Consider the following 24,282-nt stretch of genomic DNA (forward strand, 5'->3'; position numbering starts at 1 on the left):
CGCCCCGGGGGTCCCCGGCCGGCGCTCGCCCACACGGCCACCCCCCCGCGCGCACCCGCCCCCGGGCCCGCTCCGGCCCTTGGGGCCGCGCGGGCCCGCCCGGGGCGGCTCCGGCACGGGCAGGCGGCAGAGCACCGGCGGACGCCCCACGCCCAGCGGCACCCCGGTGCGCCCGCTCTGGAGCCTCGACGCGCGCGAATCGCAACTGGACGCGGCCTCGGTCGGGATCACCGGTTCGGCCTTCCCGCGGGCCGGCGGGGTGTAGTCCGGCAACCACGCCGGGCCCCACGCGTACGGGTCGGCCTGGGCGTTGCCGAACGGGGACCACGCCAACCGCGTCTTCCCCGTCCTGTCCTGCGTGTCGGAGTCGTAGACCAGTGCGATGACCGTCAGCGCACCCGGGTCCACCAGGTCCGCTCGTCGTCGCGCCCCTCCGCGACGCTGACCGACCATTGTGGACGGTCCGGTTCGGACCGCCGCGGCTCCATCCTCCCGCAGCGGCCGCGCGCCTGTCGGATCACGAACCCGGTCGTGACCACGAACCCCCGTTCGGGTAACGGCCGAGCGGGCGGTGGTGACGACCGGGTGATTCGTGGTCCCGACCGGGGGGCGGTCGGAGATTCCCCCTATCGAGAAGGTCTGGATCGCGCGCCGTCCTCTACTGTCGGAACCGGGATCGCCACCGGGTCCCAACAACTTCCCGCGGAGGAACGCCGTGGCCGCCCCCACCGATCAGAGGACGACGCCGAACACCCCCGCGACCGCGGCGGAGGTCCAGGCACGCCACCCGGGGCAGGGCGGGCGAGAACGGTGCACCGGTCTTCGGGAACCCGCCCACCGCCGCGCCGGGTGACCCGGGCACCGCGAAGCCCCCGGCGATGCCCCCCAGGGATGACCTCCTGGCTATGCCCCCCAGCGATGTTCCCAGTCCACCCCACGCACACCAGTCCGACCCGGAGGGGTGCCCATGAGCCAGTCCGTCGCCACCAGGACCACGATGCCGCCCCGACCGGCCAAGCTGCGCGACACGGACGTCGCGGCCGTGCGGGCGATCGCGCAAGCGGCCGTGAACGTGGAGCTCTTCACGATCCCGCTGTACCTGACCGCGATGACCTCGATCCAGGGCATGCACCAGATCACCGGCAAGGACCAGGACTTCTACCGGGGTCGACTGTGGCCCGGTCCGGCGACCACCGCCGACCCGAAGACGCCGAACGAGAAGGCGTACAACCTCATCTTCTCGGTGTTCGTCGAGGAGATGCTGCACGTGCAGATGGCGGCCAACCTCGCCAGCCGCATCGGTGTCGTCCCGACCTTCACCGGTCCACCCCTGCAGAACGCGAACTCCGGCTGGACCTGCTACGGGCCGGACAAGACCGTGATCCCGCACATCGTCGACCTGACCGACACCACGCACCCGAAGACCGTCAAGGTCGACCTCGGCCCCGTCGACGACGGTCGTGTCGCCCTCTTCCGGGCCATCGAGGCGTCCGAGGAGGTCGCCAAGGAGGCGATCAAGCCCAACGCCAGGCACAAGTACTTCCCGATCGCGCCGTTCGACACGTGGAGACCAGGTGGCGAGCTCCCGATGTTCGGCACGATCGGGCACCTGTACCGGTGCTACTACGACTACCTCAACCTGCGGTACGACGACAACCCCGACGAACCGCTGTGGCACTACGCCTACGACTGCGGCCTCGCGCAGCGGGACCTGTTCAACTCGGTGACCGAGAGCCACCCGAAGCGGGAGTTCCGGGGCTTCGACACGACCATCACGCGCCCTTCCCTGCGGATGGTGTGGGACCTGCTCAGCGCCATCGCCGACCACGGCGAAGGCAGCGAGCTGCCCCGGGACCGCCCGCGGGCGGTCGACGAGAGGTACCAGGCCGACCGCGGAGCCCTGGAGCGGAACTACCCGCGCTACACCGACACCGGCGAGCCGACGGCCTCGGCGGACGCCGCGGCGCGCCACGGCAACGGCGTGATGGACCACCACGAGCGCTTCACCGAGCTCGACGGGTTGCGCAAGCAGGCGGGTTTCACCACCTGGCCGGACTGGCGCCCGACGGAGCCGAAGCCCTGGACCGCCGAGGACCTGGTCACGAAGGACTGGCGGGAGAACACCCACGACCTGCCGAGCCCGGAGGACGTCGCGCAGGCGATGAACGACCTGGGCGTCGACGACGGGATGTACCGCACGATCAGCCAGGCCGCGGTGGGGTCGATCGCCGGCGTCACCAGGGTCCTGGACGAGTTCTGGTCGAACGCGGAAGCGGAGTTCCCCTACCCGTCCATGGTCGGCTCGGGCGATCGCACGGCGATCTGCTGGGCGCTGTTCCGCAGGGCGCCCGACCTGAGCGCCGGGCCGGAGGGCACCGGGGACGGCACCCTCAAGCACGCCTGCCAGGCCCTGGACCTCCGCGACCCGGCCGGGAACGACTGCGCGACCGCGGACGTCTTCCACTCGTGCCGCGGGTCCAACGCCTGCCGGGCCGAGGGCGGGTGCGGGTTCGTGCAGCCGGTCGAGGGCGGAGGGGGCTGCGGGTCCGTCCTGGTGAAGGCGAAGATCACCGGCAGCACGGCAGACGGCGAGGACACCCGGTACTCCGCGCCGGGCGACAACAGGTGCCGCACCTTCGGCGGCTGCGCGGTCCCCATCTCGGCCTCGCAGATCCTGCCGCGGGGCGGGACCATGCAGTTGTTCGACTTCGTCGAGCCGGGCGACACCCCCGAACCGTTCGACACGATGACCTTCGAGCGCGGTGAGACCGTGCACCAGGCGGCTTACCGCGCGTACCGGGCCGTGATGGCCCACCGGGGAAAGCTCGTGCCGGAGTTCCCGCCACCGCCGAACGGGCTCCGGCTGGCCTTCCCCCCGTCGACGTGAGCCGCGCGGTGCAGCGCCTGGGACTGCCGAACCTCGGTGACGGCGTCGGGTTGCGCGACGTCCACTTCCGCCACCTGCTGGACACCCCGCCCGAGGACTGGGGGGTCGACTGGTTCGAGATCATCAGCGAGAACTTCTTCGGCGAGCACGGTTTCGCCGGTCACGTGCTCGACCACGTGACGGCCCACCGCCCGGTGGTGATGCACGGGGTGTCGCTGTCCATCGGCAGCACGGACCCGCTGGACACCCGTTACCTGGACGAGCTCGCCGCCCTGGCCGAGCGCGTCCGACCGGCGTGGATCTCCGACCACCTGTGCTGGACCGGGGTGAACGGGGTCACCAGCCACGACCTGCTGCCGATGCCCCTGACCCGGCGCAGCCTCGCCCACGTGGCCGACCGGGTCCGGGCGGTGCAGGACCACCTCGGCCGGCCCCTGATCCTGGAGAACCCGAGCAGCTACCTGGAGTTCCGGGCGTCGGAGATCCCCGAGTGGGAGTTCCTCGCCCGGCTCGCCGAGAGCACCGGCTGCGGTCTGCTGCTGGACGTGAACAACGTCTTCGTCAGCGCGACCAACCACGGCTTCGACGCCGTGGCCTACGTCGAGAACCTGCCGGCGGAGCACATCGTCCAGGTGCACCTCGCCGGGCCCGGCGATCACGGCCACCTCCTGCTCGACACCCACGACGGGCCCGTGCCGGACCAGGTGTGGCAGCTCTACGAGCTGGTGCACCGGCGGACCGGCGGGGTGGCCACCCTGCTGGAGTGGGACGCCGACATCCCCCCGTTCCCGGACCTGGTCGCCGAACTGGCGAAGGCCGCGACCGTCCGCGCCGGGCTCGGACCACCGACCGGAGCGGGCGCGCGAGGCCGGGCCCGTGGTTGAGCGGGACCTCGCCACCCTCCAGCGGTGGATGTTGAGCGCGTGCACGGGCCTCGGTGGCGGACCCGACCTCCGCGTCGCCGACGTGGTGCGGGGATCGGACCGGCTGGGCGCCGAGGACCGCCTGGCCGTCTACGCCCGCGGCTACCGCGTGCGGCTGCACGAGTACCTGAAGGCCGAGTACCCGGCCCTGCGGGCGTTGGTCGGCGACCAGGTGTTCGGCCTGTTCGCCGACGGCTACCTGGCGACCCACCCGCCGGCGTCGCCCTCGGTGTTCGACCTCGGGGCGGGCTTCGCCGACTTCCTCGCCGACACCCGCCCCGACCCCCACGAGCCTCCGGGCTCGCCCGACAGGCTGCCCGCGGCGCTCGCCCGCCTGGAACGGGCACGCGCCGAGGCACGCCGCGCGCCCGGGGTGGAGACGGACGCCGACCACCGGCCCGTCGACCCGTTCGACGTGCTCCGGCCGGAGGAGCTGGTCGTCCGCACGCCACCCGGCCTCCGGTTGCCGCACCTGGACTTCGCCCTCGTCGACACCCTGGCCGCCGTCGACCGGGGCGCCCGGCCACCCGTGCCGGAGCCCGCCGACACCCACTACGCCGTGGCCCGCACCGGCTACCGGGTCCGGGTGCACGTCCTGGAGCCGTGGCAGCACACCTTCCTGGGCCTGTGCGCGGGCGACGGCACTCCCCTGCCCACCGCGACCACCGCCACCGACCGCCGCCACGACGTCCCCCGGATCCGGGCCCGACTGATCACCTGGCTGCCCTCGGCCGCGGCCGCGGGGATGGTCACCTGCGTCCGGCGCGGGGGCTCCGCACGCGCGGCACGTCCCGGTCGGAGCCGTTAGGGTCGCGCCATGCCAGCGCCCTCCTTCCGCCTGCGCGCACTCGAACGGGACGACCTGCCCTTCGTCCACCAGCTGTTCAACGACGACCAGGTCATGTCCTACTGGTTCGACGAGCCGTTCGAGGCGCTGGTGGAACTGCGCGACATCTACGACCGCCACATCCACGACGAACGCGAACGCCGTTTCATCGTCGACGTCGACGGCGAGCCGGCCGGGCTGGTCGAACTGGTGAGCATCGTGGACGTGCACCGCACCGCCGAGTTCCAGATCATCATCGCGCCCTGGCAGCAGGGGCGCGGCCTGGCGTCGAAGGCCACGCGCAAGGCGCTGGACTACGCCTTCGCGGTGCTGAACCTGCACAAGATCTACCTGATCGTGGACGTGGCGAACGAGAAGGCGATCCACGTGTACCGGAAGGCCGGCTTCCAGGACGAGGGCATCCTCCGGGAGGAGTTCTTCGCCGCCGGCCGCTACCGCAACGCCCTGCGCATGGGCATCCTGCAGCACGAGCACCTGGAGCGGATGGAACGCGAACGGGTGTCGTGAACCGCCCGGCGCCGCGCCGACCCCGTTCCCGCCGACCCCGTTCCCGCCGGCCGCGTGCCCCGTCCCGGCCGGCTGGCGGCGCGGGCGCCGACCTCTTCGCGGCGTCGGTCGGCGGTGATCCGGTGGCGAAGGGCACAGTCGCCGGAACCCGCGAAGACCTGTGTTAGCTTTCCCGGGCCAGCCGGGTCCGCGGTCCTGCGGTCCCGGGCGGGGGAATCCGGTGCGAAACCGGAACTGACGCGCAGCGGTGAGGGGCCACGGTCCCGAGTCCGAATACCCACTGGCACCCCGCCGCGGGCGTTCCCGGGCGGGGCCACCGTACGGACGGGCTCCGCGAACGGGCCCTCGACGTGGAGGACTCGCCGTGCACCGGGCCCGTCTCCCCCTGCTGATCGCCGCCACCGCCCTGGCCCTGTCCGCCTGCGGCGCGCCGACCACCGCCGCCGACCCGGACCGGGGCGTGGAGAACTGCGGCCGCGCGGTGCGGGTGGCCGGGCCGCCCGAGCGCGCGGTGGCGCTCAACCAGGGCAGCGCGGAGGTCATGCTCGCGCTCGGGCTGGCCGACCGGATGGTCGGCACCGCCACGTGGACCGACCCGGTGCTGCCCGAGCTGGCCGAGGCCAACGCCAAGGTGCCGCGCCTGGCGGAGAACAAGCCCTCGCTGGAGCGGGTGCTGGAGGCGGAGCCGGACTTCGTGGCCGCCTCCTTCGAGTCCGTCCTGGGCACCGGCGGCGTCGCCACCCGCGACCGGTTCGAGCAGCTGGGCGTGACCACCTACGTGTCCCCCACCGACTGCGGGGCCAAGGACAACAGCGGGGACGGCGACGGGGTCCGCTCCGCGCCGTTGACCATGGACGACGTCTACCGGGAGATCCGGGACCTGGCGACGCTGTTCGCCGTGCCCGACCGCGGCGAGCGGCTGGTGGCCGACCTCCGGCGGCGGATGGCGGTCGCCACCGGGGGTCTCGACGCCTCCGGCACCAGCATCCTGTACTGGTTCGCCAACTCCGAGTCGCCCTACCTGGCCGGGTGCTGCGGCGCACCGGGCGTCATCACGAACGCCCTGGGCGCGCGCAACGCGTTCGACGACACGCGCGAGGAGTGGCCGCAGGTCAACTGGGAGACCGTCGCCGAGCGCGACCCGGACGTGCTGGTGCTCGGCGACCTCACCCGCAAGTCGCAGACCGCCGAGTCCGCGCAGGCCAAGATCGCGTTCCTCGAATCCGACCCGGTCACCTCGCGGATGACCGCCGTGCGGGAGAAGCGGTACGTCGCGCTGAGCGGGCAGGCGCTCAACCCGACCATGCGCACGGTCGAGGGCGTGGAGAAGGTGGCCGAGGCCCTGCGGCGGTTCGGGCCGCTCGGGTGACCGGCGCGGTCCGCGCCACGTCCTGGTACGCCGCCGGCCTGGTGCTGCTGGGCCTGTCGGTCGCGGTGGCGATCACGATCGGACCCGCCTCGATCGGCGTCGGCGACGTGTGGCGCACCGTGTGGGCGCACCTGCGGGGCGGCGGGCCGGTGCTGCCGCCGATCCGCGACGGCATCGTGTGGCACCTGCGGCTGCCCCGGGCGCTGCTGGCGGCGGTGTGCGGGGCGGGGTTGGCGGTGTGCGGCGTGGTGCTCCAGTCGCTGCTGCGCAACCCGTTGGCCGACCCGTTCGTGCTCGGGGTGTCCTCCGGTGCGTCGACCGGCGCCGTGCTCGTGGTGGTGCTCGGTGTCGGCGGCGGCGCGGTGACCCTGTCGGTGGGGGCGTTCGCCGGCGCGGTGGTGTCGTTCGCGCTGGTGCTGGCGCTGAGCCACCTGCTCGGCGGGCAGGTGGACCGGGTGGTGCTGTGCGGGGTGGCGGCGATGCAGCTGTTCTCCGCGCTCACCTCGTTCATCGTCCTCACCGCCGCCGACGCCGAGACCACCAGGGGCGTCCTGTTCTGGCTGCTCGGCTCGCTGGCCGGCGCGTCCTGGGGCGAGGTCGGGATCGGCGCGGCCGTGCTCGTGGTGACGCTGGCGGTGTGCCTGGGCCACGGCCGCACCCTCGACGCGTTCGCGTTCGGCGAGGACGCCGCCGCGGCGCTGGGCGTGCGGGTCGCCCGCACCCGCCTGGTGCTGCTGTGCGCCACCGCGCTGCTCACCGCCGTGCTGGTCAGCGCGTCCGGCGCGATCGGCTTCGTGGGCCTGGTGCTGCCGCACGCCGCACGCGCCCTGGTCGGGTCCGGGCACGGGCGGCTGCTGCCCGCCTCCGCGGTGGCGGGCGCGGTGTTCCTGGTCTGGGTCGACACCCTCGCCCGCACCGTCCTGGACCCGCAGGAGGTGCCGGTCGGCGTGCTCACGTCGCTGATCGGCGTGCCCGCGTTCGTGGTCGTCCTCTACCGCACCAGGAGGAGCCGGTGAGCCTGGCCGCCGACCGCGTCAGCCGCACGGCCGGCGGGCACCTCGTGCTCGACGGCGTGTCCGTGGCGTGCGCGCCGGGCACCACGCTCGGGCTGCTCGGCCCGAACGGCGCGGGCAAGTCCACCCTGCTGCGGTTGCTGGCCGGGCTGCTCGCCCCCACCGCCGGCGTGGCCACCCTCGACGGCGAACCGCTGTCCGGGCTGCCGCGCCGCGTCGTCGCCCGCCGCGTGGCCGTGGTGGAGCAGCAGGCGGACACTCAGGTCGACCTGAGCGTGCGCGACGTGGTGCGGCTGGGCCGCGTGCCGCACCGGCGCGCGTGGTCGGCGGAGTCCGAAGAGGACGGACGGGCGGTTCGGGAGGCGTTGGCGGCCACCGGTCTCACCGGGCGCGCCGACCAGTCGTGGCACACCCTGTCCGGCGGGGAGCGCCAGCGCGTGCAGCTCGCGCGGGCGCTCGCGCAGCAGCCCCGGGAGCTGCTGCTGGACGAGCCGACCAACCACCTCGACATCGCCCACCAGCTCGACCTGCTCGCCCTCGTCGCGGCCCTGCCGATCACCAGCGTCATCGCCCTGCACGACCTGAACCTGGCCGCGATGTTCTGCGACCGCCTCGTCGTGCTGCGCGCCGGGCGGGTGGTCGCCGCCGGGACGCCCGACGAGGTGCTGACGGAGGAGCTGGTGGCCGACGTCTACGGCGTGCGCACCGAAATCACCACCCTCGACGGGCGCCCTCACGTGCGGTTCCTCGCGGTGCGGCGGGAGCACGTCGGCTGACCCCTCATGGGCAGGCGAGGACGGGTGCCCCGGCCCGACCGCCGCTGCGCAGGTCGGCGAGGCCGACGTCCGCCAGCCCGAGGACCGCCTGGGCGGTGGCGCGGGTCGCGGTCGCCGGGTCGAAACCCGTGGCCCGCCAGGCGACGGCACCGCGTCGCCCGACCGGGCCGGCGCAGTCGACCTGGAGCGACTCGAGGAACCGCTTGGCCTTGCGTGCGGCGGCGTCCCGACCACCTGCCCGGAGCGCCTGGGCGGCCAGTCCGGTGCTGTTGGCGTTGGGCGGCTTCGTGCCGGAGCCGAAACCTCCGTCGGCGTTCTGCACGCCCACCAGCCAGGACAGGCCCTGCCGCGCCTCGCGCGGACGGCCGACGGCCTGGAGCGCCTGGGTGACCATCGCGGTGGAGTCCACGTCGCTCGCGCACGGCGTGGCCGCCGGGTCCAGGGGGAAGCCGCCGTCCGGGCACCGCGTGCCGACCAGGAAGTCCACCGCCGACACCGGGGCTCCCGCCGGCGTGCGGTCGAGCGCGAGCAGGGCCAGGGACTGGCTGAACGCGTTGCTGTGGTCCCCGTACGCCGAGTGGTCCGAGAACCGCCCCGACGGCGTGAGCAGCGCCAGCAACCCGGCTTCGAGGTCCACCCCGCCGAACGAGGTGGGGTCCGCGCCCGCGACCTGCGCGGCGAGCATCAGCTTCGCGTGCGCGCCCGCGTACGCCTCACCACCGGACCCGGTGTAGCCGGCGGTGGTGCCCGGCCGCGACAGCCACGCGATCGCGCGGTCGGCGTGGTCGTCGGCGGTGCGGGCCGCCGCGAACGCGAACACCCCGTCGATCGTCAACCCCGGGTCGGGGTACCGGACCCCGCCGAAGTCGACCTCGAAGCGCTCGCCGTCGACGAGCTGGCGGGCCAGCCACCCGGCGGCGGCATCCGCCCGGTCCCGCGTGACCGGCACGGCGGAGGCGGTGGACGGGACGAGCAGCGACAGGCCGGACAGCAGTGCGAGGACGGCGAGCACACGACGTTTCATGGACGATGAACCCTTCCCGCGAGCCACGACAGGACTTGGTGCACCGCGCTGTTCGATCGGCCAGCCCAGCTTGTCACCCCCGGCGCCCGGGTCAATCGACCATCCGCCCGCTACGGCGTCACAACAGCCCGCGTCGGAAGGCGGCGACGAGCCGGCGCGGCACGGTCAGCTCGCGGCCGTCGGGGGTCGTCACCGGGACCAGGTCGGGCGCCTGGGCCTTCCACCGGGAGCGGCGGTGGCGGGTGTTGCTCCGGGAGGTCCTGCGCTTGGGGACGGCCATGTCAGCGGTTCCTCCCCCCGCGGCGGCGGCCGGCGGTGCCCGTCACGCGGTGCGCGCCCGGCCGGAACGGGTGGTGCGGGAACGCGCCGCCGGTCGACGGGTCCCGGAAGACCACCGGGTGGTCGGGGTGGTTGCCCTGCTTCACAGCTCCTCCATCTCGTCGTGCCACTCGGCGAACGGGTCGGCGAACTCCAGCTCGTCGACCAGCGCCAGTTCCTCGTCGGTCACCAGCGCGTCGCGCAGGGCCGCCGTGATCTCCTCCGGGTCGGCCGAGCAGGTGATGACCACCAGCTCCTGCGACCTGCGCCCGTCGAGTCCGAATTGGTCGGCACCGAATTGGTCGGCACCGAACCGGTCGGCACCGGTCGCCGGCCACGGGCCGAGGTTGCCGACGTTCAGGCCGCCGCCGGCCGACTCCAGCCACAGCGCGACCTCCGGCCGGCCGGCCACCCACACCCGGCCGCGGGTGCGCACGACGCCGTCGAGCAGCACGTCCAGCGCTTCGTGCAGGCGCGCCGGGTGGAACGGGCGGCGCGCGGTGAAGTGCACGACGGCCGCGCCGTGCGCGGGTTCCCGGGGTGGTCGCCCGTGCAGCAGGCTGCCGAAGCCGTCGTCGACGCGTCCGCGGCGGGCGTCCGGCGGCAGGGCGGCCAGCAGTTCCGGCACGTCCAGCGCACCGCGGCGGCGACGTGGCGCGAGCGGGTTCAGGCGGTCGAGCACCGCGTCCAGGACGGGATCGACGCCGGTGCCGGTCAGCACGATCGCGTCGGCGAACTCGGCCTGGCCCACGACCACCTGCGCCACCGTGCGCTCGTCGCCCTCGGCCGCCTGCCGGCCGCGGTCGGCCAGCGTCTCCTCGCCCGTGGCGTCGGCCAGCCAGGTGTCGACGTCGACCACGGTCACCACGGCGCCGACGCGGACGTCGACCTCGCGCAGCGCGAGGCACACGGCTTCCGGTTCCAGCGCCGGGTCCAGGTGCACGACCACCCGGCCGCCCAGCCGCTCCAGCAGCGGCAGCAGGTCCAGGCGCAGGGTGCAGAAGACGCAACCGTGCGCCAGTTCCAGCACGGTCGGCTCCGCGTCCACCCACCGCCGCACCACACCTCGCGCGAGATCGCGCAGGTCGTGGCGCACCAGCACCGACCCCGGCACGTCCCGCCAGATCTCCTCCGCCACGTCGTGGTCGGCGAGACCGGCCACCAGTACGACCTCGGTTCCCATGTGGGCTAGCCTATCGGAAACGATTGTCGTTTCAAATTGGAGGTAGCGTGTCGTCACGGCACTGCCAGGTCACCGGGCGCCGGCCCGGCTACGGCAAGCAGGTCTCCCACTCCCACCGGCGCACCTCGCGCCGCTGGCTGCCCAACACCCAGCGGCGCCGCTACTGGCTGCCCTCGGAGAACCGGCACGTGGTGCTGACCCTGTCCACCAAGGGCATCAAGACCGTCGACAGGCGCGGCGTCGAGTCCGTCGTCGCCGAGCTGCGCCGCCGGGGGGTGAGGGTCTGATGGCCAGGTCCACCGACGTCCGGCCCATCGTCAAGCTCCGCTCCACCGCGGGCACCGGCTACACCTACGTCACCCGCAAGAACCGCCGCAACGACCCGGACCGGCTCGTGCTGCGCAAGTTCGACCCGGTCGTGCGCCGTCACGTCGACTTCAAGGAGGAGCGCTGATGGCCAAGAAGTCCAAGATCGCCAAGGACCGGCAGCGGCGCGAGATCGTCGCCCGCCACGCCGAACGCCGCCACGAGCTCAAGGAGATCATCCGCACCGACCCCGAACGCCGCGACGAGGCGCTGGCCGCACTGCAGAAGCTGCCCCGTGACGCCAGCCCCACCAGGCTGCGCAACCGCGACGCCGTGGACGGCCGCCCCAGGGCGTTCAACCGCGCCTTCGGCCTGTCCCGCATCCGCCTGCGCGAGATGGCCCACCGCGGCGAACTGCCCGGCGTCACCAAGTCGAGCTGGTGAGACGGGTGCCCAGGATCGAACGCACGCCCAAGCGCCGGGTCAACCTCCTGCGCCGGCAGGGAATCGCCGAGGTGGACTGGACGGACGCCACCCTGCTGCGCAAGTTCGTCTCCGACCGCGGCAAGATCCGCTCCCGCCGCGTCACCGGGCTGACCCCGCGGCAGCAGCGCCAGGTCGCCACGGCCATCAAGAACGCCCGTGAGATGGCGCTGCTCCCCTACCCGTCGCAAGGACGCTGACCGCGCCGGTGTGCCCCGCCCACCGGCGGAGCACACCGCCCGCGCGGCGGGGACTCCCGGACGCCCCGACGATGCCTTGACCCGATCGGTTCTTATTCGGGCCAAAGCGGATCCCTACCCTGGCTGTTCCCTGCACAGCACCACAAGGAGTTCACCATGTCGAATGGAACTCACAACCGTCGATTAGCCACCGCCCTCGGCTCCGCCGGTCTGGCCCTGGTCCTCGTGACCGCCCTGCTGACCCGGACCGGCAGCGCGGCAACGGAACCCGGCTCGACCGGCGGCACGTCGAGCGCCGAGATCGCGGCCGGGCTGGTGGCCGAGGGCGCTTCCCGGCCCGGTGGCCTGGCGGGACTGCTGGACCTCTTCCAGACCGGCGACTGCGCCGGGGTCACCTCCTACGCACAGGCGTCGGCGACCTGCCGCTCGGTGCTCGACCGGGTCGCGGACGCGGGCGCGGGTCAGCCGTTCCCCGCGCAGCTCCCGGACCTCGCCGGCCAGACCGACCAGACCGTCCCCTCGCCGCCGGCCGCGGACCCGGGCGACCGGCTGACCCCCGAGCTGGCCGACGAGCTGGAGGCCGCGGGCGCGCCGGCCGACCTCGTCGCCGGGCTCCGCCAGGTCCCGCCGGTCCTGCCGCCCCAGTACGACCCCCTGCCGCGACCGGGCGAGCCGGTGCCCCCGTCGACCACCTCGGTCCCGACCTGGACCACGACGGTCACGCCGACCACGACCAGCACGACCACCACGCCCTGCCCGACCACGTCGACGTCCGGCACGTCGACCACCACGACGCCGACGCGCACCACGTCCATCCCGGCGACGCCGACCGCGACCACCACGCGCACCGTCGCGCCGACGCAGACGGTGATCGGCCGAGCCGCGGCCACGACCACCGCCCCGTGCGCCACGACGTCGACCACCACCACCGGCACGACCAGCTCGTCAACGAGCTCGTCAACGAGCTCGTCGACCACTTCCGGTACGACGACGTCGACCACCACCAGCACCACATCCTCGACAACGACGAGCCCGACGACGACCACCAGCACGTCCACCACCACGATCCCGACCACCCCCACCACGACCACCAACCCGCCCCAGCCGCCGCCACCGCTGCTGGTCGCGGTGGGCGACTCGGTGACGTCCGGCCACGAGGCGCGCCCGGTGGGCGGTCCGCTGTGGCGCACGACGTGCGACGATCCCGGCACCGGGCCCGCCGCGCCCGGCTCCAGCTGGGCGGGCAACCTGCGGGCCGCGCTGGGCGTGCCGTGGAACCGCTACTTCAACTTCGCCCACAGCGGCTCGTCCACCGGGAACGTGCTGGCGACCTTCCCCTACACCAACCCGTGCGGCGTCGTCTCCCAGCCGGCGCGCCCGCAGATCGCCGACGCCACCGCGGTCCTCGCGGCCAACCCGAGCCGGGCGGGCGCGGCCAACGTCGCCGTGGCCACCGCGGGCGTCAACGACACCAACTGGACCGCCGTGGCGCAGCAGCTCGTCGTGCGCCAACTCGGCGGCAACCTCGGTGGCGGCGCGGCCGCGCCCGCGTGGGCCGTGGCCAACCCGGGCGCCTGCACGGACTGGGTGATGGGCAACCCGAGGGGCAACCCCGGCGCCCCGCCCGGCGCGATCCCGCCCGCGTGGAACGGCGTGGCGACGTCGGCGGCCATCTCCGGCGGCGCCGCCTCGATCGCGCTGAGCCTGATCGGCGCCGATCCCGGCGCACAGGTCAGGTACCTGCTGTACTACCGGTGGATCGGCGACCCCAACCTCCCGCCCGCCTGCTCGCCGGCGGCGGTGCGCGCGGTCACGATGCTCAACCAGTGGATCGGCTTCGGCATCCTGGTCGCCCAGGTCACCTGGGCGCTGGCTGGCGGCAACCCCAACCGCATCCAGGCCGTGTGCCAACTCCTGTGGAACCCGGCGCCGGCCTCGGTCCAGACGAGGATCGTGTCGTGGGGCCGCAACAACTGGGCGCTGGTCCCCGGGTGGCCGCACCCGAACGCCGGTGGTCGGGGCGCGCTGTCCGGCTGCGTCAACGGCACGCTGCCCCGCGCCCCCGGTGGCGGCGTGGCCTGATCGACGCCGGGGTGGTGGGCGGTCCACCCACCACCCCGGTCGCTCCGCGCGGTTACTTCACCGACCCGCTCGCGCAGCGCAGGACTGGATCCGCTCCGTGCTCCCCGGGCCGCCACCTCCGGCGCCACCGGACCGCGCGCGCGTGGTGGTCCGCTCCGCCGCACGGGTGCCGTAACCTGTGGCCATGCAGTCACCGGTGTCGCTGGGCGGCGCGCGGCAACCCGACGCGTCGAACCACCTGTGCCTGCGCTTCGAACGGCGGGCCGAGTTCGAGGAGCGGGCGCGGGAGTACCTGCGCGCCGGGCTGGCCGCCGGTGAGCGCGTGCTGTACGTCGCGCCCGGCGATCCGGCGGAGCTGGCCGACCGGCTGCGGCTCCCGGAGCCCGGGGTAGACGTGCGGCCGGACGCCGTGCAGGTCGCGTCGCTGAGCGCCACCTACCGCTTCGACACCGTGATCGACCCGCGGCAGCAGGTGCTGGCCTACGCGGAGGCGACGGAGGCGGCGTTGGCCGCCGGGTTCACCGGGCTGCGGGTCGCCGCGGACGCGACCGCGCTGGCGCGCACGCCCGCCCAGCTCGACGCCTTCGCCCGCTACGAGCACCTGGTCGACCGCTACATGACCGACCACCCGATGTCGGCGATGTGCGCCTACGACCGGACCGAGCTCGGTGACGAGGCCGTCGCGCAGATCGCCTGCCTGCACCCGGTGACCAGCGTCGACGCCACGCCGTTCCACCTGCACACCCACGCGCGCGGCGCGGCGGCCGCGCTGGACGGCGAGCTGGACGACCGGGTGCGCGAGCTGTGGCCGGCCGCGCTGGGGCGCGCCGAGCTGCGGTCGACGGGCGGCGAGGTGGTGATCGACGCGACCGGCCTGGAGTTCATCGACCACCGCAACCTGCTGGCGCTGGCCGACTACGCCGACCGGCGCGGCACGACGGTGGTGCTGCGGACGGCGCTGTCGCACCCCGCCCACCTCCTGCGGGTGCTGAACGTGACCACCGTCCGCGTGGAGCAGGCCGCATGAGCACTTCGAAGCGCGGCTACGACCACTCCGCGATCTACTACGCCTCCGACGAGGAGCTGCTGGCCGTCGTGGTGCCCTTCCTCTCGGAGGGGTTGGAGGCGGGCGAGCCGACCGTGGTGTCCCTGGAACCCGAGCGGTCCGAGCTGGTGCGCCGGGCGCTGCCCCGGTCGGCCGAGGCGGTGTTCACCGTCGTGGACGACCTCTACGCCCGGCCGGCCGCCGCGATCAAGTCCTACCGGGAGATGATGGCCGGGTTCGTGGCCGCCGGCGCGCGGGGCATCCGCATCGTCGGCGAGGTCCCGCAGGCCGCGTTCACCACCGCCTGGGACTGGTGGGCCCGCTACGAGTCGGCGGTCAACCACGCCTACGACGAGTTCCCCCTGCGCAGCATGTGCGCCTACGACACCCGCGCCACCCCGCGCCGGGTCCTCGACGACGTCGTCCGCACCCACCCGTTCGTCGCCACCCCCGACGGGGGCCACCACGTCGGTGACCACTACGTCGAGCCGCCGGACTTCCTCGCCGAGCCGCGCCCCGTGGCACCGCTGCCGATCCAGCACACCCCGCCGCTGGTGGACCTGGTCGACCCGAACCCGTCGACCGCGCGGCTGGCGGTGCTGGAGGCCAACCGGAGCGACCTGCCGGCGGCGGAGGTGGAGGACCTGATGCTGTCGGTGAGCGAGGTCGTCACCAACGCACGGCGCCACGGCCGCGCGCCGGTCCGCTTCCGCCTCTGGTCCGACGCCCACCACGTGGTCGTCACGTGCCACGACACCGGTCCCGGCCCCAGCGACCCGTTCGCCGGCCTGCTGCCCGCGCCCGACCGCGACCTGGGCGGCCTCGGCCTGTGGCTGGCGCACCAGCTGTGCACCCACGTCGCCCTGCACCGCGACGACACCGGCTTCACCATCCGCCTCACCGCGGGCCACCCCCGGCCGCGCTGCTGACGCGCCGGCCCGCTCAGGCGCGGGGACCGGGGTCGGTCCGGCGGGGGTGGTCGGGGCGCAGCGCCGCGAGGGCGTCGGCCACCGTCGGGTGAACGCCGAGCACCCCGACCGTGCCGGTGACGGTCAACGGCCGCAGCACGAGGCGCTGGGCCGCGACGACCACCACGTCCACCCCCTTGGCGCGGGCGTGCCGGTGGAGGGCGAGCAGCGCGTTGATGCCGGAGGAGGCGAAGAACGTCAGCCCGGACAGGTCGACGATCACCGGGTTGCCCTCGTCGAGGCGCGCGACGACCTCCGCTTGCATGGTCAGCGCCGGGTCGGCGTCCAGTTCCCCGGTCACGGTGACCACGGAGATGTCCCCGAGCACTTCCGAGCGCACGAAGAAGGTGTGTTGCGGCATGGCGGTAACGCCTGTCTGTCCGAGGTCCGTCGGGCCGTGGATCACCCAGGTCGACGATCGGGCAGCCTGTTCGACCCGCCACGTCCCGAGCGCAGCGCCCCGGCACGTGCCCGGCACGCGCCGCGACTCCACTCGGGTGAACTCTAACCGACCGGGGTGCTCCGGGGCCGCCCCGCCGGAACCGGGACGAGTCGTTCCCGATCCGCGGGAGGCGTCTCCCGCGGATCGGGAACGGCGAAGTGACGTTAATCATCCACAGTGGACGACCACCGCGGTGATCACCACACCGTGTCGGCCATGGCGATCGTGGAGTAGGCGTACGGGCGCTGGGTGCTCGGTGCCGCGCGGTGCCGCGCGCCGGCGCCGACGCCGATGACGAGCCGGTGGCCGCGGAGCATCTCCTCGTGCAGGCGGAGCAGCGACTCCCCCGGCTCCAACCCAGTGGTCTCGACCAATCGCTCGCGCAGCAGCCGGTAGACCTCCAGCGCCTGGAGCCGCTGCCCGGTGCGGTACAGGGCGACCATGTACTGCCGGTGGAAGGTCTCGTGCAGCGGGTACCGGGCGCAGATGATCCCCAGCTCGTCCAGGCACTGCTCGAAGCGGGACAACCGCAGCTCCGCCTCCAGCCACTGCTGGAGCACGCGGACGCGGGCCTCGTGCAGTTCCCGCACCATCGCCTCCAGCGCCCGCGTCGGCCGGATGTCGGCGAGGGCGGCGCCACGCCACAGGTCCAGGGCCTCGCGCAGCAGGCGGGCCGCGCGGTCGTCGTCCCCCACCTCGAGCGCCTGGTAGCCCGCCCGCGCGGTGCCGCGGAAGAGGTGCAGGTCGAAGCACGTCTCGTCGATGGCCAGCACGTACGCACCGTCACGGGTCTTCAGCACTTCGCGGCCGCGCCGGTCACCGAGCACGCCGTCGAAGTGCTTGCGTAACCGCAGTATGTAGTTCTGCAACGTGGTCAAGGCGGTCGCGGGCAGGACGTCGTCCCACAACGCCCTCATCAGGCCGTCGACCGTGGTCACCCGGTTCGCGTTCATCAGCAGCAGCGACAGCAGCTGCCGCTGCTTGCGCGCCGGCGGCACCATGTCGACGCCGTCCACCGACAGGGACAGCGGTCCGAGAACTCGTGCTTCCATACCAATACCCCCATGATGCGAAGGTCCCCCAACCAGGACGTGGAAGACCACCTCGGTCTGCGAGGTTGATTGGCGACCACCGCCGCGGGACTTGACACAGCGGCCACGTGCGGTCGATGCGTCCACGATATCGATCGCCTTCCAATAAGCTATGTGATGTACCTCTCAAGGGGGTTAAAACCTCAACCGGTGCGACGCGAACCCAAGTCGCCCCGCGATTCGGCCACCACCTCGTGCGCTGAACGAGTGAAAGCCGCGGTGAACGGCGAGGTGGTGTCGCTGCAATAAGCCAGGCAAACCGTCTCCCGGGCCAAGTCGACCACCGGTAAGCGCACCACGTCCGGTCGGGCGTAGAACTTGGCGGCGGACTCGGGCAAAAGGGTGATCCCCGCGCCGACGGCGACCAGTTCCAGCTTCTCCTCCATCGCCCGGACGTCGCGCACCTGCACCGGGAAGGGGGACGTGTCGGCCGGCAGCACGGTGATCCGCCCGCGTGCCCGCACCGGCACGGTGGCGTGCGCCAGGTCCCGGGTGCCCGCGTGGTGCAGCACGGTCTCGCCGGCCAGGTCGTTGCGCGTCACGGCCCGCCGCCCGGCCAGCCGGTGGTCCGCCGGCACGAGCGCCACCCGCGGTTCGGTGAACAGGTCCACGACCGTCAGGTCGTCCTCCACCAGCGGTTTCCGCACGAACACCACGTCGGCCGTGCCGTCGTAGAGGACCTTGGCCTGCTGGTCGCGCTCGATGTGCACCACCGACACGTCGACGTCGGGCACCTCGTCCAGGAAGCGCCGGACGACCGCGGTGACGGGTGTGCCGCAGGTGAACCCGACGGTCAGGCGCGGTCTCGTGCGACCGGTCGCGACGACCCGGCGGCTCAGCGCGGTGGCGGCGTCGAGCACCTCCCGCCCGCCGGCGAGCAGCCGTTCCCCCGCCGGGGTGAGCGCCACGGAGCGGCTGTTGCGCACCAGGAGCTCCACCCCGAGCTCCTGCTCCAGCGCCCGGATCTGCCTGCTGAGCGCGGGCTGGGCGATGTGCAGCGATTTCGCGGCCTGTCCGAAGTGCAACCTTTCAGCCACTTCTACGAAGTACCGAACCTTTCGCAGATCGAGGTTCACCCCTACCCCCAATTTGTGGATGGAACTCGACCGATGCCGTAGCGGCATCGGTCGGAGCCGGACGGGTATTGGACCCGCCCGGCTTCCTCTGACAATGTCGGATTGTCGGTCCCGCCGGTGCCGGATGGGCGCGGTCGGGTCGTATCACACCACCGGGAGACGGCGATGAGCCTGAACGGAAAACGCGTGCTGCTGATCGGGGGAACCTCGGGCATCGGTTTCGCCACCGCCACCGCCGCGGCCGAGCGCGGCGCTTTCGTGGCGGTCGCGTCGAGTTCGCAGGACCGGGTCACGACGGCGTTGAAGCGGCTGCCGGACACGGCCGAGGGCCACGTGCTCGACGTGACCGACGAAACCGCGATCGCGGAGTTCTTCGAGCACTTCGGGGACTACGACCACCTGGTCTACACGGCGGGCGACTCGTTGCGGCTCGGCTCGTTCGCCGAGTCGACGCCGGAGAAGGCGAAGGCGTTCTTCGAGACGCGGTTCTGGGGGTCCTACGCGGTGGCCTTCCACGGTGCCGAGCGCATCCGCCCCGGCGGGTCGATCGTGCTCAGCTCCGGCAGCGCGGGCGTGCGGCCGCGCAAGGGCATGACGATCGCGGCGGCGGTGACCAGCGCGGCGGAGGCCATGGCGCGGGCGCTGGCCGTCGAGCTGGCGCCGATCCGGGTCAACGTGGTGCGGCCGGGACCCACCCGCACGGAGATGTGGCACCACAGCGTGGCCGACCCCGAGGTGGTGTACGCGAACTTCGCCGACCACCTGCTGGTCGGCCGGGTGGGCGAGGCCGAGGAGGTCGCGCGGGCCTACGTCTTCCTGATGGAGCAGACCTTCGCCACCGGATCGGTGCTCACCGTGGACGGCGGGCACTTCCTGGGCTGACGACCCGTCGCCGGGTGCGGTGGGGGTCCACCCCGCCACCGCCCCGGCGCACCCGTGAGGAGCGGTGGCATGACGATCGACGACGTCCGGCTCGACGCGCCGGGGTTCGACCCGGGGGCGGTGCGGTCCGGCGTGGCCCGCGCCCTGGCCTCCACCCGGCTGCTGTCGATGGCCACGGTGGGAGAGGACGGCCTGCCGTGGGTCAACCACGCCTACTTCTCGGTCGACGGTGACTTCGTGCTGCACCTGTTGACGCGGCCGGGCAGCAGGCACGCCCGCAACCTCGCGGCGACGGGCGGCCGGGTCGCCGTGGCCGTGGCCGACACCGCGCAGCCCGGGGCGCCGACGCGGCTCGGCCTGCAACTGGCGGGCCGGTGCGGGCGGGTGCCCGACGACGAACCGGGCCCGGAGGCGTTCCGGGCCCGGTTCCCCGCGTTCGCGCCCCACCTGGACCGGGCGGGCGGCCTCGCCGCGGCCGGGCTCCCCGTGCGGTTGTACCGCGTGGTGGTCGAGGAGTTCCGGCTCTACGACGAGGCCGCGTTCGGCGGCGAGGTGTGGGTGGACGGCGTGGTGCGCCGCGCCGTCCCGGTCACCGACCACCGGTGACGACCCCCGCCTCCGCGGCCGGAGCGCCCGCGGGGGCGGGGACCGCCGCGGTGGTCGAGCGGCGCAGGAAGATCGCGACCAGCACCGCGCCCACGGCGACGACCGCAGCGGTGGTGAGCACCCCGGTGACCACGCCGCCCAGGACCGCCCCGGCGTCCGGGCGCCCGTCCACCCGCGCGGCGACGACGGCGCTGAGGATCGGGATGCCCACGGTGAAGGCCACCTGCTGGGTCATCGACGCCAGGCCGGTGGCCAGCCCCTGCTCCTCGTCGGGGATGCCGGAGACGGCGACCACCGTGTAGGACACCACGGAGAAGACGTGGCCGAAGCCGTTGGTGGCGGTGCAGACGACGACCAGCACGATGCCCGTCGCGGTGTCCGTGCCCAGCAGGAACAGCACCGCGCACGACAGCGCCTGGAGGGTGAGGCCGGCGACGAGGGCGGCGTGGGAGCTGCCCAGCCACTTCATCGCCTTGGGCGCGAGCAGGCCGCCGAACACCGACGTGACGCCCCAGGCGGCGAAGATCAGGCCCGTGACCAGGGCGGACTGGTGCAGCACGCGCTCCAGGTACAGCGTCATGAGGAACGCCAGGGCGCTGGCCATCGAGAACGTCACCAGGCCGCCGAGGTTGCCCCAGCTGACCGTGCGCCGGCGCAGCACCTGCACCGGCACCAGCGGGTTGCTGCTGCGCAGCTCGACCAGGAAGAACGCGGCGAACAGCACCGCGCTCAGCGCGAGCGCGCCCAGGGTGCTCGCGCCGCCCCAGCCCGCGCGCTCGGCGTTGGTGACGCCGTAGACCAGGGCCAGCATGCCCGCGGTGACGGTGACCGCGCCGGGCACGTCCAGCCTGCCGACCGCCGCCGAACGGCTCTCCCGCAGCACGGCGAGGCCGCCGAGGATGAGGAACACGCCGACGGGGACGTTGATGAAGAAGGTCCACCGCCAGCTGAGCAGGTCGGTGAGCACGCCGCCGAGCAACGACCCGGCGGCGAAGCCGGAGGCGAGCAGGGCGCCGCTGAGGCCCAGCACCTTGTTGCGGCGCGGGCCCTCCGGGAACGACGTGGTGACCAGCGACAGCGCCGCGGGCGTGACGACCGCGGTGGCAAGGCCCTGGCCGACGCGCGCCGCGAGCAGCAGCGCCGGCGTGGTGGCGAGGCCGCCGACGAGCGAGGACAGCGTCAGCAGCGCCATGCCGCCGAGGAAGAACCGGCGGCGGCCGAACAGGTCCGTGATCCGTCCGAACAGGAGCATGAACCCGGCCGCCGCGAGGGCGAACGCGCTGACGATCCACTGGAAGTCGGTCAGCGCCATGCCCAGCGAGGAACCGATCACCGGCAGCGCGACGGTGACGATGGAGAAGTCGACGGCGAACATGAACTGGGCGCCCAGCAGCACGACCAGCGTGAGCTTCTGGCGCCCCGTCCACGTGCCGACGTCGGGTGCGGTGGTCTGATCCATGCACCCCAGCGTCGGGCAGCCCGGCGGGGGGCGGAAGTGCGTGGTTGTCCTGGTGTTGCCACCACCAGTTTGCCGCCGCGGCCGGGCGGGCGAGCCGGGAGCCGGGCGGGCGAGTGGGGGACCGGGCGGGCGGGCCGGGGACCGGGCGGGCGAACCGGAAACCGGGCGGGCGGACCCAGAGCCGGACGGACGAGCCGGGAACCGGCCGAGCGAACCCAGAGCCGGACGGACGAGCCGGGAACCGGCCGAGCGAACCGAGAACCGGACGGGCGAGCTGGGAGCCGGACGCGCCCGGCACACCGGCCGCGCCACCGTGGCGGCCCACGACCGCTTCCGGGACGTGACCGCTTCCGGGACGCGGCCGCCGGGCCGGCGGGGCACCGCCGCCCCGACGGCGCCCGTCAGCCCACGCGGCGCAACCGCGCGTGGCCGGTGAGCTGGGCCAACCGCCGCGCCGTCTCGCCGCCCGGCGCGGCGGTGAACAGCATCAGCTTGGTGTCCTCGCGGTCGGCCAGGGCGAACACGTGCTGCTCCAGCTCCAGCCGCCCCACCACGGGGTGCTCGACGGCGCGCTCGCGCGGGTGGTCGACGCTGACCTCGTGGCGGGCCCACAGCTCGGCGAACTCGGGGCTCTGCGCGCACAGCCGCGCCACCAGCTCGGTGAAGCGCTCGTCGCCGGGGAACCGCGCGGCGTCGGCGCGGAACTGCGACACGACGAACCCCGCCACCTGGGACCGGTTGGGGTAGCGGTCCCGGCTGTCGGGGTTGGTGAAGAAGGCGACGACGCAGTTGTGGTCCTCCTCGCGCAGCGCGAACACCGCCCGCGCCGCCGCGTTGGCCACCACGATGTCCCAGCGCCGGTCGATGACGTAGGCCGGGCTGTCACCCCACCCGTCGACGACCCGTTGCAGGCGCGGGTCGGCCACCACGTCGGCGCCGTGCGCCCGGGGTGGTGGTTGGAGCCCCGCCAGCCGGTACAGGTGCGCGCGCTCCAGCTCGGTGAGCCGCAACGCGCTCGCCACGGCACCCAGGACGCGGTCGGACACGTTGATGTCGCGCCCCTGCTCCAGCCACGCGTACCAGGACTCGCCGACGCCGGCCAGCACGGCGACCTCCTCGCGCCGCAGGCCGGGGGTCCGCCGCTTGCCGCCGTCGGGCAGGCCGACGTCGCGCGGTGAGACCCTGGCCCGGCTCTTGCGCAGGAAGTCCCTGAGCTCGGCGCGCTGCGCGGCCGTTCGGTTCGACATCTCCCTCTCCCCCCGCGGACGATCACACGCCCGCAGGACGTGCAACGCGGCCGGTTCGGCGGGCAATTCCCGAGAAGGCTCACCCGATCCGGTCATCCGCGGCGTCACGCAGCGTGGGCCGGGCCGCCCGACGCCGGCGCCGCACGAGCTGCTCGCCGGTGAACAGCACCAGCGCCGCCGCGGCGAACACCGCCCCCACCACGCACACCCCGCCCCAGCCGAACGCGGCGTAGGCCGCGCCGGAGGCGCCCGCGCCGGTGACTCCGCCGACGAAGTACACGGTCAGGTACGCCGTGGTGAGCCTGCTGCGCGCCTCGGGACGCAGCCGGTAGACCACGCCGAGGTTGGCCACCTGCATCCCCTGCACGCCGAAGTCGATGACCACCACGCCGAGCAGCAGCAGGGGCAGCAGCCCGCCGCCCTCGACGCCGACCAGGCCCCAGCTGACGAGCACCGCCGTCAGCAGCAGGCCGGTGGTCAGGTGCTCCTTGCCCCGGTCGACCAGCCGCCCGGCGATCCGCGCGGCCAGCGCGCCGACCGCGCCCAACACGCCGAACAGGCCGATCACCGCTTCGGAGTAGGAGTAGGGCGGTTCGGCGAGCAGGAACGCCAGCGACGTCCAGAAGGCGTTGAACCCGGCCAGCGAGAGGAACGCGTACGCGCTGCGCAGCCGCAGTTGCGGTTCCTCCCGGACCAGGCGCGCGGTGGAGGCCAGCAGGGCCGGGTAGCGCACCCGTTCGGCGGGCGGCACGGTCGGCAGCGCGCGGTGCAGCACGACGGCCAGGACCAGCACCAGCGCGGCGGCCAGCGCGTAGACCGCGCGCCACCCGAACCACTGCGCGACCAGGCCGCCGCCGGTGCGGGCGAGCAGCACGCCGACGAGCACCCCGCTCATGATCTTGCCGGTGACCCGGCCGCGCTGGTCGGCGGCCGACAGCGTGGCGCCGAAGGCCACCATCAGCGGCGACACGACCGCCCCGAGCGCGACCACCCCGGCCGCGACGACCAGCCACTGGATGGTGGGCGCGACCGCGGACAACGCCTGGAACACCGCGACCAGCCCGAGCAGGCCGACGGCCAGCCGCTTGCGGTTGACCACGTCGCCGAGCGGCACCAGCAGCGCGATGCCCAGCGCGTAGCCGACCGTGCCGGTGGTGACGACGAGCGACGCCGCGCCCGGGCCCACGTCGAACGTCCGGGAGATGGCGGTCAGCAGGGGCTGGGCGTAGTAGATGTTGGCGGCGGAGAAGCCCGCGGTGACGGCGAGGAGGGTCGCCAGGCCCGACGAGATGCCCGCCGCCGGTGCGGCCGTGCCGGAATGGGTGTTCGCGTCCAAGGACTGCTCGCCTTTCGAGGGGAACCGGCGCGCGTGCGCCGGCGGGGGTCCGTCGGCGGGGGATCCGTCGGCGGGACCGAGGATGCCGGTCGGGGCGCCCCCCCCCGCGGCGGCGGCCCCCCCCCCGGGGGGGGGCCCCCCCCCGGCCGGCGACCAACAAGAGCCCCCCCCCCCCCGCGGGGTGGACCCACGGGCGGGCCCCGTAGAGCGCG

Annotated in this window: 27 protein-coding genes and 1 riboswitch; of the genes, 16 read left to right on the forward strand and 11 right to left on the reverse strand. The window is 73.9% G+C overall.

What is annotated here, in order from left to right:
• Positions 1 to 408, reverse strand: a 408-nt coding sequence (locus tag ACIGNX_RS33125; protein WP_396545214.1) for a hypothetical protein, incomplete at its 3' end; no start/stop codon positions are given.
• A gap of 559 nt (positions 409 to 967) precedes the next feature.
• Here ACIGNX_RS33125 and ACIGNX_RS33130 point away from each other — a divergent pair.
• The 7 genes from ACIGNX_RS33130 (at position 968) to ACIGNX_RS33160 (ending at position 8,322) form a co-directional block, all read left to right on the forward strand.
• Positions 968 to 2,887, forward strand: coding sequence for a ferritin-like domain-containing protein (locus ACIGNX_RS33130; protein ID WP_396545216.1), 1,920 nt, complete (start codon positions 968 to 970; stop codon positions 2,885 to 2,887).
• A gap of 8 nt (positions 2,888 to 2,895) precedes the next feature.
• A complete protein-coding gene (locus tag ACIGNX_RS33135) occupies positions 2,896 to 3,771 on the forward strand; it encodes a DUF692 domain-containing protein (protein ID WP_396545218.1) in 876 nt (291 codons plus the stop codon).
• Complete coding sequence (locus ACIGNX_RS33140) at positions 3,764 to 4,618, forward strand: DNA-binding domain-containing protein (protein WP_396545220.1); 855 nt, start codon at positions 3,764 to 3,766, stop codon at positions 4,616 to 4,618. The genes ACIGNX_RS33135 and ACIGNX_RS33140 overlap by 8 nt, the downstream gene beginning before the upstream one ends.
• 9 nt (positions 4,619 to 4,627) lie before the next feature.
• Positions 4,628 to 5,164 carry a spermidine N1-acetyltransferase gene (gene speG / locus ACIGNX_RS33145; protein ID WP_396545222.1) on the forward strand — a complete coding sequence of 179 codons (537 nt, stop codon included), beginning with the start codon at positions 4,628 to 4,630 and terminating at the stop codon, positions 5,162 to 5,164.
• 210 nt (positions 5,165 to 5,374) lie between these two features.
• Positions 5,375 to 5,443: riboswitch (cobalamin riboswitch) on the forward strand.
• An 85-nt stretch (positions 5,444 to 5,528) separates the two neighbouring features.
• Entirely contained in the window at positions 5,529 to 6,533 is a 1,005-nt protein-coding gene (locus tag ACIGNX_RS33150) for an ABC transporter substrate-binding protein (protein ID WP_396545224.1), read from the forward strand.
• Positions 6,530 to 7,549 (forward strand): FecCD family ABC transporter permease, encoded by a 1,020-nt coding sequence (locus tag ACIGNX_RS33155; RefSeq protein ID WP_396545226.1) that lies wholly within the window; start codon positions 6,530 to 6,532, stop codon positions 7,547 to 7,549. The genes ACIGNX_RS33150 and ACIGNX_RS33155 overlap by 4 nt, the downstream gene beginning before the upstream one ends.
• The gene (locus tag ACIGNX_RS33160) at positions 7,546 to 8,322 is read left to right on the forward strand and encodes an ABC transporter ATP-binding protein (protein WP_396545228.1); all 777 of its coding nucleotides are present in this window, start codon (positions 7,546 to 7,548) and stop codon (positions 8,320 to 8,322) included. The genes ACIGNX_RS33155 and ACIGNX_RS33160 overlap by 4 nt, the downstream gene beginning before the upstream one ends.
• Positions 8,323 to 8,326: 4 nt before the next feature.
• Here the strand turns inward: ACIGNX_RS33160 and ACIGNX_RS33165 are convergent, their stop codons facing one another.
• From ACIGNX_RS33165 to ACIGNX_RS33180, 4 genes are all read right to left on the reverse strand, one after another.
• Positions 8,327 to 9,346 carry a prenyltransferase/squalene oxidase repeat-containing protein gene (locus tag ACIGNX_RS33165; protein WP_396545230.1) on the reverse strand — a complete coding sequence of 340 codons (1,020 nt, stop codon included), beginning with the start codon at positions 9,344 to 9,346 and terminating at the stop codon, positions 8,327 to 8,329.
• A 118-nt stretch (positions 9,347 to 9,464) separates the two neighbouring features.
• Complete coding sequence (gene rpmF, locus ACIGNX_RS33170) at positions 9,465 to 9,626, reverse strand: 50S ribosomal protein L32 (RefSeq protein ID WP_396545232.1); 162 nt, start codon at positions 9,624 to 9,626, stop codon at positions 9,465 to 9,467.
• Position 9,627: 1 nt separating this feature from the next.
• Positions 9,628 to 9,771 (reverse strand): hypothetical protein, encoded by a 144-nt coding sequence (locus ACIGNX_RS33175; protein ID WP_396545234.1) that lies wholly within the window; start codon positions 9,769 to 9,771, stop codon positions 9,628 to 9,630.
• Positions 9,768 to 10,847, reverse strand: coding sequence for a GTP-binding protein (locus ACIGNX_RS33180; protein WP_396545235.1), 1,080 nt, complete (start codon positions 10,845 to 10,847; stop codon positions 9,768 to 9,770). The genes ACIGNX_RS33175 and ACIGNX_RS33180 overlap by 4 nt, the downstream gene beginning before the upstream one ends.
• Before the next feature lie 47 nt (positions 10,848 to 10,894).
• On the opposite strand from ACIGNX_RS33180, the gene rpmB reads away from it, so the two are divergent.
• The 7 genes from rpmB to ACIGNX_RS33215 all read left to right on the forward strand — a co-directional run bounded on the left by rpmB (position 10,895) and on the right by ACIGNX_RS33215 (position 15,892).
• Positions 10,895 to 11,134: a 50S ribosomal protein L28 gene (gene rpmB, locus ACIGNX_RS33185; protein ID WP_396545237.1), complete on the forward strand. Its 240-nt coding sequence runs from the start codon at positions 10,895 to 10,897 to the stop codon at positions 11,132 to 11,134.
• Positions 11,134 to 11,301 (forward strand): 50S ribosomal protein L33, encoded by a 168-nt coding sequence (gene rpmG / locus ACIGNX_RS33190; RefSeq protein ID WP_396545239.1) that lies wholly within the window; start codon positions 11,134 to 11,136, stop codon positions 11,299 to 11,301. Before rpmB ends, rpmG begins: the two co-directional genes overlap by 1 nt.
• The gene (rpsN, locus tag ACIGNX_RS33195; protein ID WP_396545241.1) at positions 11,301 to 11,597 is read left to right on the forward strand and encodes a 30S ribosomal protein S14; all 297 of its coding nucleotides are present in this window, start codon (positions 11,301 to 11,303) and stop codon (positions 11,595 to 11,597) included. The genes rpmG and rpsN overlap by 1 nt, the downstream gene beginning before the upstream one ends.
• Before the next feature lie 5 nt (positions 11,598 to 11,602).
• Entirely contained in the window at positions 11,603 to 11,836 is a 234-nt protein-coding gene (gene rpsR / locus ACIGNX_RS33200; RefSeq protein WP_396545243.1) for a 30S ribosomal protein S18, read from the forward strand.
• Between the two features lie 156 nt (positions 11,837 to 11,992).
• Positions 11,993 to 13,918 (forward strand): SGNH/GDSL hydrolase family protein, encoded by a 1,926-nt coding sequence (locus tag ACIGNX_RS33205; protein ID WP_396545245.1) that lies wholly within the window; start codon positions 11,993 to 11,995, stop codon positions 13,916 to 13,918.
• A gap of 184 nt (positions 13,919 to 14,102) precedes the next feature.
• The gene (locus ACIGNX_RS33210) at positions 14,103 to 14,945 is read left to right on the forward strand and encodes an MEDS domain-containing protein (protein WP_396545246.1); all 843 of its coding nucleotides are present in this window, start codon (positions 14,103 to 14,105) and stop codon (positions 14,943 to 14,945) included.
• Positions 14,942 to 15,892, forward strand: coding sequence for an anti-sigma factor RsbA family regulatory protein (locus ACIGNX_RS33215; RefSeq protein ID WP_396545247.1), 951 nt, complete (start codon positions 14,942 to 14,944; stop codon positions 15,890 to 15,892). Before ACIGNX_RS33210 ends, ACIGNX_RS33215 begins: the two co-directional genes overlap by 4 nt.
• Before the next feature lie 13 nt (positions 15,893 to 15,905).
• Here the strand turns inward: ACIGNX_RS33215 and ACIGNX_RS33220 are convergent, their stop codons facing one another.
• The 3 genes from ACIGNX_RS33220 to ACIGNX_RS33230 all read right to left on the reverse strand — a co-directional run bounded on the left by ACIGNX_RS33220 (position 15,906) and on the right by ACIGNX_RS33230 (position 18,588).
• Positions 15,906 to 16,292, reverse strand: a complete 387-nt coding sequence (locus ACIGNX_RS33220; protein WP_396545249.1) for an STAS domain-containing protein — start codon at positions 16,290 to 16,292, stop codon at positions 15,906 to 15,908.
• Positions 16,293 to 16,570: 278 nt separating this feature from the next.
• Entirely contained in the window at positions 16,571 to 17,425 is an 855-nt protein-coding gene (locus tag ACIGNX_RS33225) for a BTAD domain-containing putative transcriptional regulator (protein ID WP_396545251.1), read from the reverse strand.
• A gap of 182 nt (positions 17,426 to 17,607) precedes the next feature.
• Complete coding sequence (locus ACIGNX_RS33230) at positions 17,608 to 18,588, reverse strand: LysR family transcriptional regulator (RefSeq protein ID WP_396545253.1); 981 nt, start codon at positions 18,586 to 18,588, stop codon at positions 17,608 to 17,610.
• A gap of 117 nt (positions 18,589 to 18,705) precedes the next feature.
• Between ACIGNX_RS33230 and ACIGNX_RS33235 the strand changes: the two genes are divergently transcribed.
• Both ACIGNX_RS33235 and ACIGNX_RS33240 read left to right on the forward strand, forming a co-directional pair.
• Positions 18,706 to 19,422 (forward strand): SDR family oxidoreductase, encoded by a 717-nt coding sequence (locus tag ACIGNX_RS33235; protein WP_396545255.1) that lies wholly within the window; start codon positions 18,706 to 18,708, stop codon positions 19,420 to 19,422.
• Positions 19,423 to 19,491: 69 nt separating this feature from the next.
• A complete protein-coding gene (locus tag ACIGNX_RS33240; protein ID WP_396545257.1) occupies positions 19,492 to 20,028 on the forward strand; it encodes a pyridoxamine 5'-phosphate oxidase family protein in 537 nt (178 codons plus the stop codon).
• Here the strand turns inward: ACIGNX_RS33240 and ACIGNX_RS33245 are convergent.
• The 3 genes from ACIGNX_RS33245 to ACIGNX_RS33255 form a co-directional block, all read right to left on the reverse strand.
• The gene (locus ACIGNX_RS33245) at positions 20,012 to 21,487 is read right to left on the reverse strand and encodes an MFS transporter (RefSeq protein WP_396545259.1); all 1,476 of its coding nucleotides are present in this window, start codon (positions 21,485 to 21,487) and stop codon (positions 20,012 to 20,014) included. The genes ACIGNX_RS33240 and ACIGNX_RS33245 overlap by 17 nt on opposite strands.
• 401 nt (positions 21,488 to 21,888) lie before the next feature.
• Complete coding sequence (locus tag ACIGNX_RS33250) at positions 21,889 to 22,734, reverse strand: helix-turn-helix transcriptional regulator (RefSeq protein ID WP_396545261.1); 846 nt, start codon at positions 22,732 to 22,734, stop codon at positions 21,889 to 21,891.
• Between the two features lie 79 nt (positions 22,735 to 22,813).
• Positions 22,814 to 24,070, reverse strand: coding sequence for an MFS transporter (locus ACIGNX_RS33255; RefSeq protein WP_396545263.1), 1,257 nt, complete (start codon positions 24,068 to 24,070; stop codon positions 22,814 to 22,816).
• Between the last annotated feature and the right edge of the window lie 212 nt (positions 24,071 to 24,282).

This window comes from Actinosynnema sp. NPDC053489, from assembly GCF_044544865.1.
Lineage (GTDB): Bacteria > Actinomycetota > Actinomycetes > Mycobacteriales > Pseudonocardiaceae > Actinosynnema.

Excerpts from the sequence above, each read along its gene's own strand:
- ACIGNX_RS33130 (WP_396545216.1), top strand. The coding sequence starts at position 968 with ATGAGCCAGTCCGTCGCCACCAGGACCACGATGCCGCCCCGACCGGCC.
- speG (WP_396545222.1), top strand. The coding sequence starts at position 4,628 with ATGCCAGCGCCCTCCTTCCGCCTGCGCGCACTCGAACGGGACGACCTG.
- ACIGNX_RS33165 (WP_396545230.1), bottom strand. The coding sequence starts at position 9,346 with ATGAAACGTCGTGTGCTCGCCGTCCTCGCACTGCTGTCCGGCCTGTCG.
- rpmF (WP_396545232.1), bottom strand. The coding sequence starts at position 9,626 with ATGGCCGTCCCCAAGCGCAGGACCTCCCGGAGCAACACCCGCCACCGC.
- ACIGNX_RS33180 (WP_396545235.1), bottom strand. The coding sequence starts at position 10,847 with ATGGGAACCGAGGTCGTACTGGTGGCCGGTCTCGCCGACCACGACGTG.
- rpmG (WP_396545239.1), top strand. The coding sequence starts at position 11,134 with ATGGCCAGGTCCACCGACGTCCGGCCCATCGTCAAGCTCCGCTCCACC.
- rpsN (WP_396545241.1), top strand. The coding sequence starts at position 11,301 with ATGGCCAAGAAGTCCAAGATCGCCAAGGACCGGCAGCGGCGCGAGATC.
- ACIGNX_RS33205 (WP_396545245.1), top strand. The coding sequence starts at position 11,993 with ATGTCGAATGGAACTCACAACCGTCGATTAGCCACCGCCCTCGGCTCC.
- ACIGNX_RS33210 (WP_396545246.1), top strand. The coding sequence starts at position 14,103 with ATGCAGTCACCGGTGTCGCTGGGCGGCGCGCGGCAACCCGACGCGTCG.
- ACIGNX_RS33215 (WP_396545247.1), top strand. The coding sequence starts at position 14,942 with ATGAGCACTTCGAAGCGCGGCTACGACCACTCCGCGATCTACTACGCC.
- ACIGNX_RS33220 (WP_396545249.1), bottom strand. The coding sequence starts at position 16,292 with ATGCCGCAACACACCTTCTTCGTGCGCTCGGAAGTGCTCGGGGACATC.
- ACIGNX_RS33225 (WP_396545251.1), bottom strand. The coding sequence starts at position 17,425 with ATGGAAGCACGAGTTCTCGGACCGCTGTCCCTGTCGGTGGACGGCGTC.
- ACIGNX_RS33230 (WP_396545253.1), bottom strand. The coding sequence starts at position 18,588 with ATGCCGCTACGGCATCGGTCGAGTTCCATCCACAAATTGGGGGTAGGG.
- ACIGNX_RS33235 (WP_396545255.1), top strand. The coding sequence starts at position 18,706 with ATGAGCCTGAACGGAAAACGCGTGCTGCTGATCGGGGGAACCTCGGGC.
- ACIGNX_RS33240 (WP_396545257.1), top strand. The coding sequence starts at position 19,492 with ATGACGATCGACGACGTCCGGCTCGACGCGCCGGGGTTCGACCCGGGG.
- ACIGNX_RS33245 (WP_396545259.1), bottom strand. The coding sequence starts at position 21,487 with ATGGATCAGACCACCGCACCCGACGTCGGCACGTGGACGGGGCGCCAG.
- ACIGNX_RS33250 (WP_396545261.1), bottom strand. The coding sequence starts at position 22,734 with ATGTCGAACCGAACGGCCGCGCAGCGCGCCGAGCTCAGGGACTTCCTG.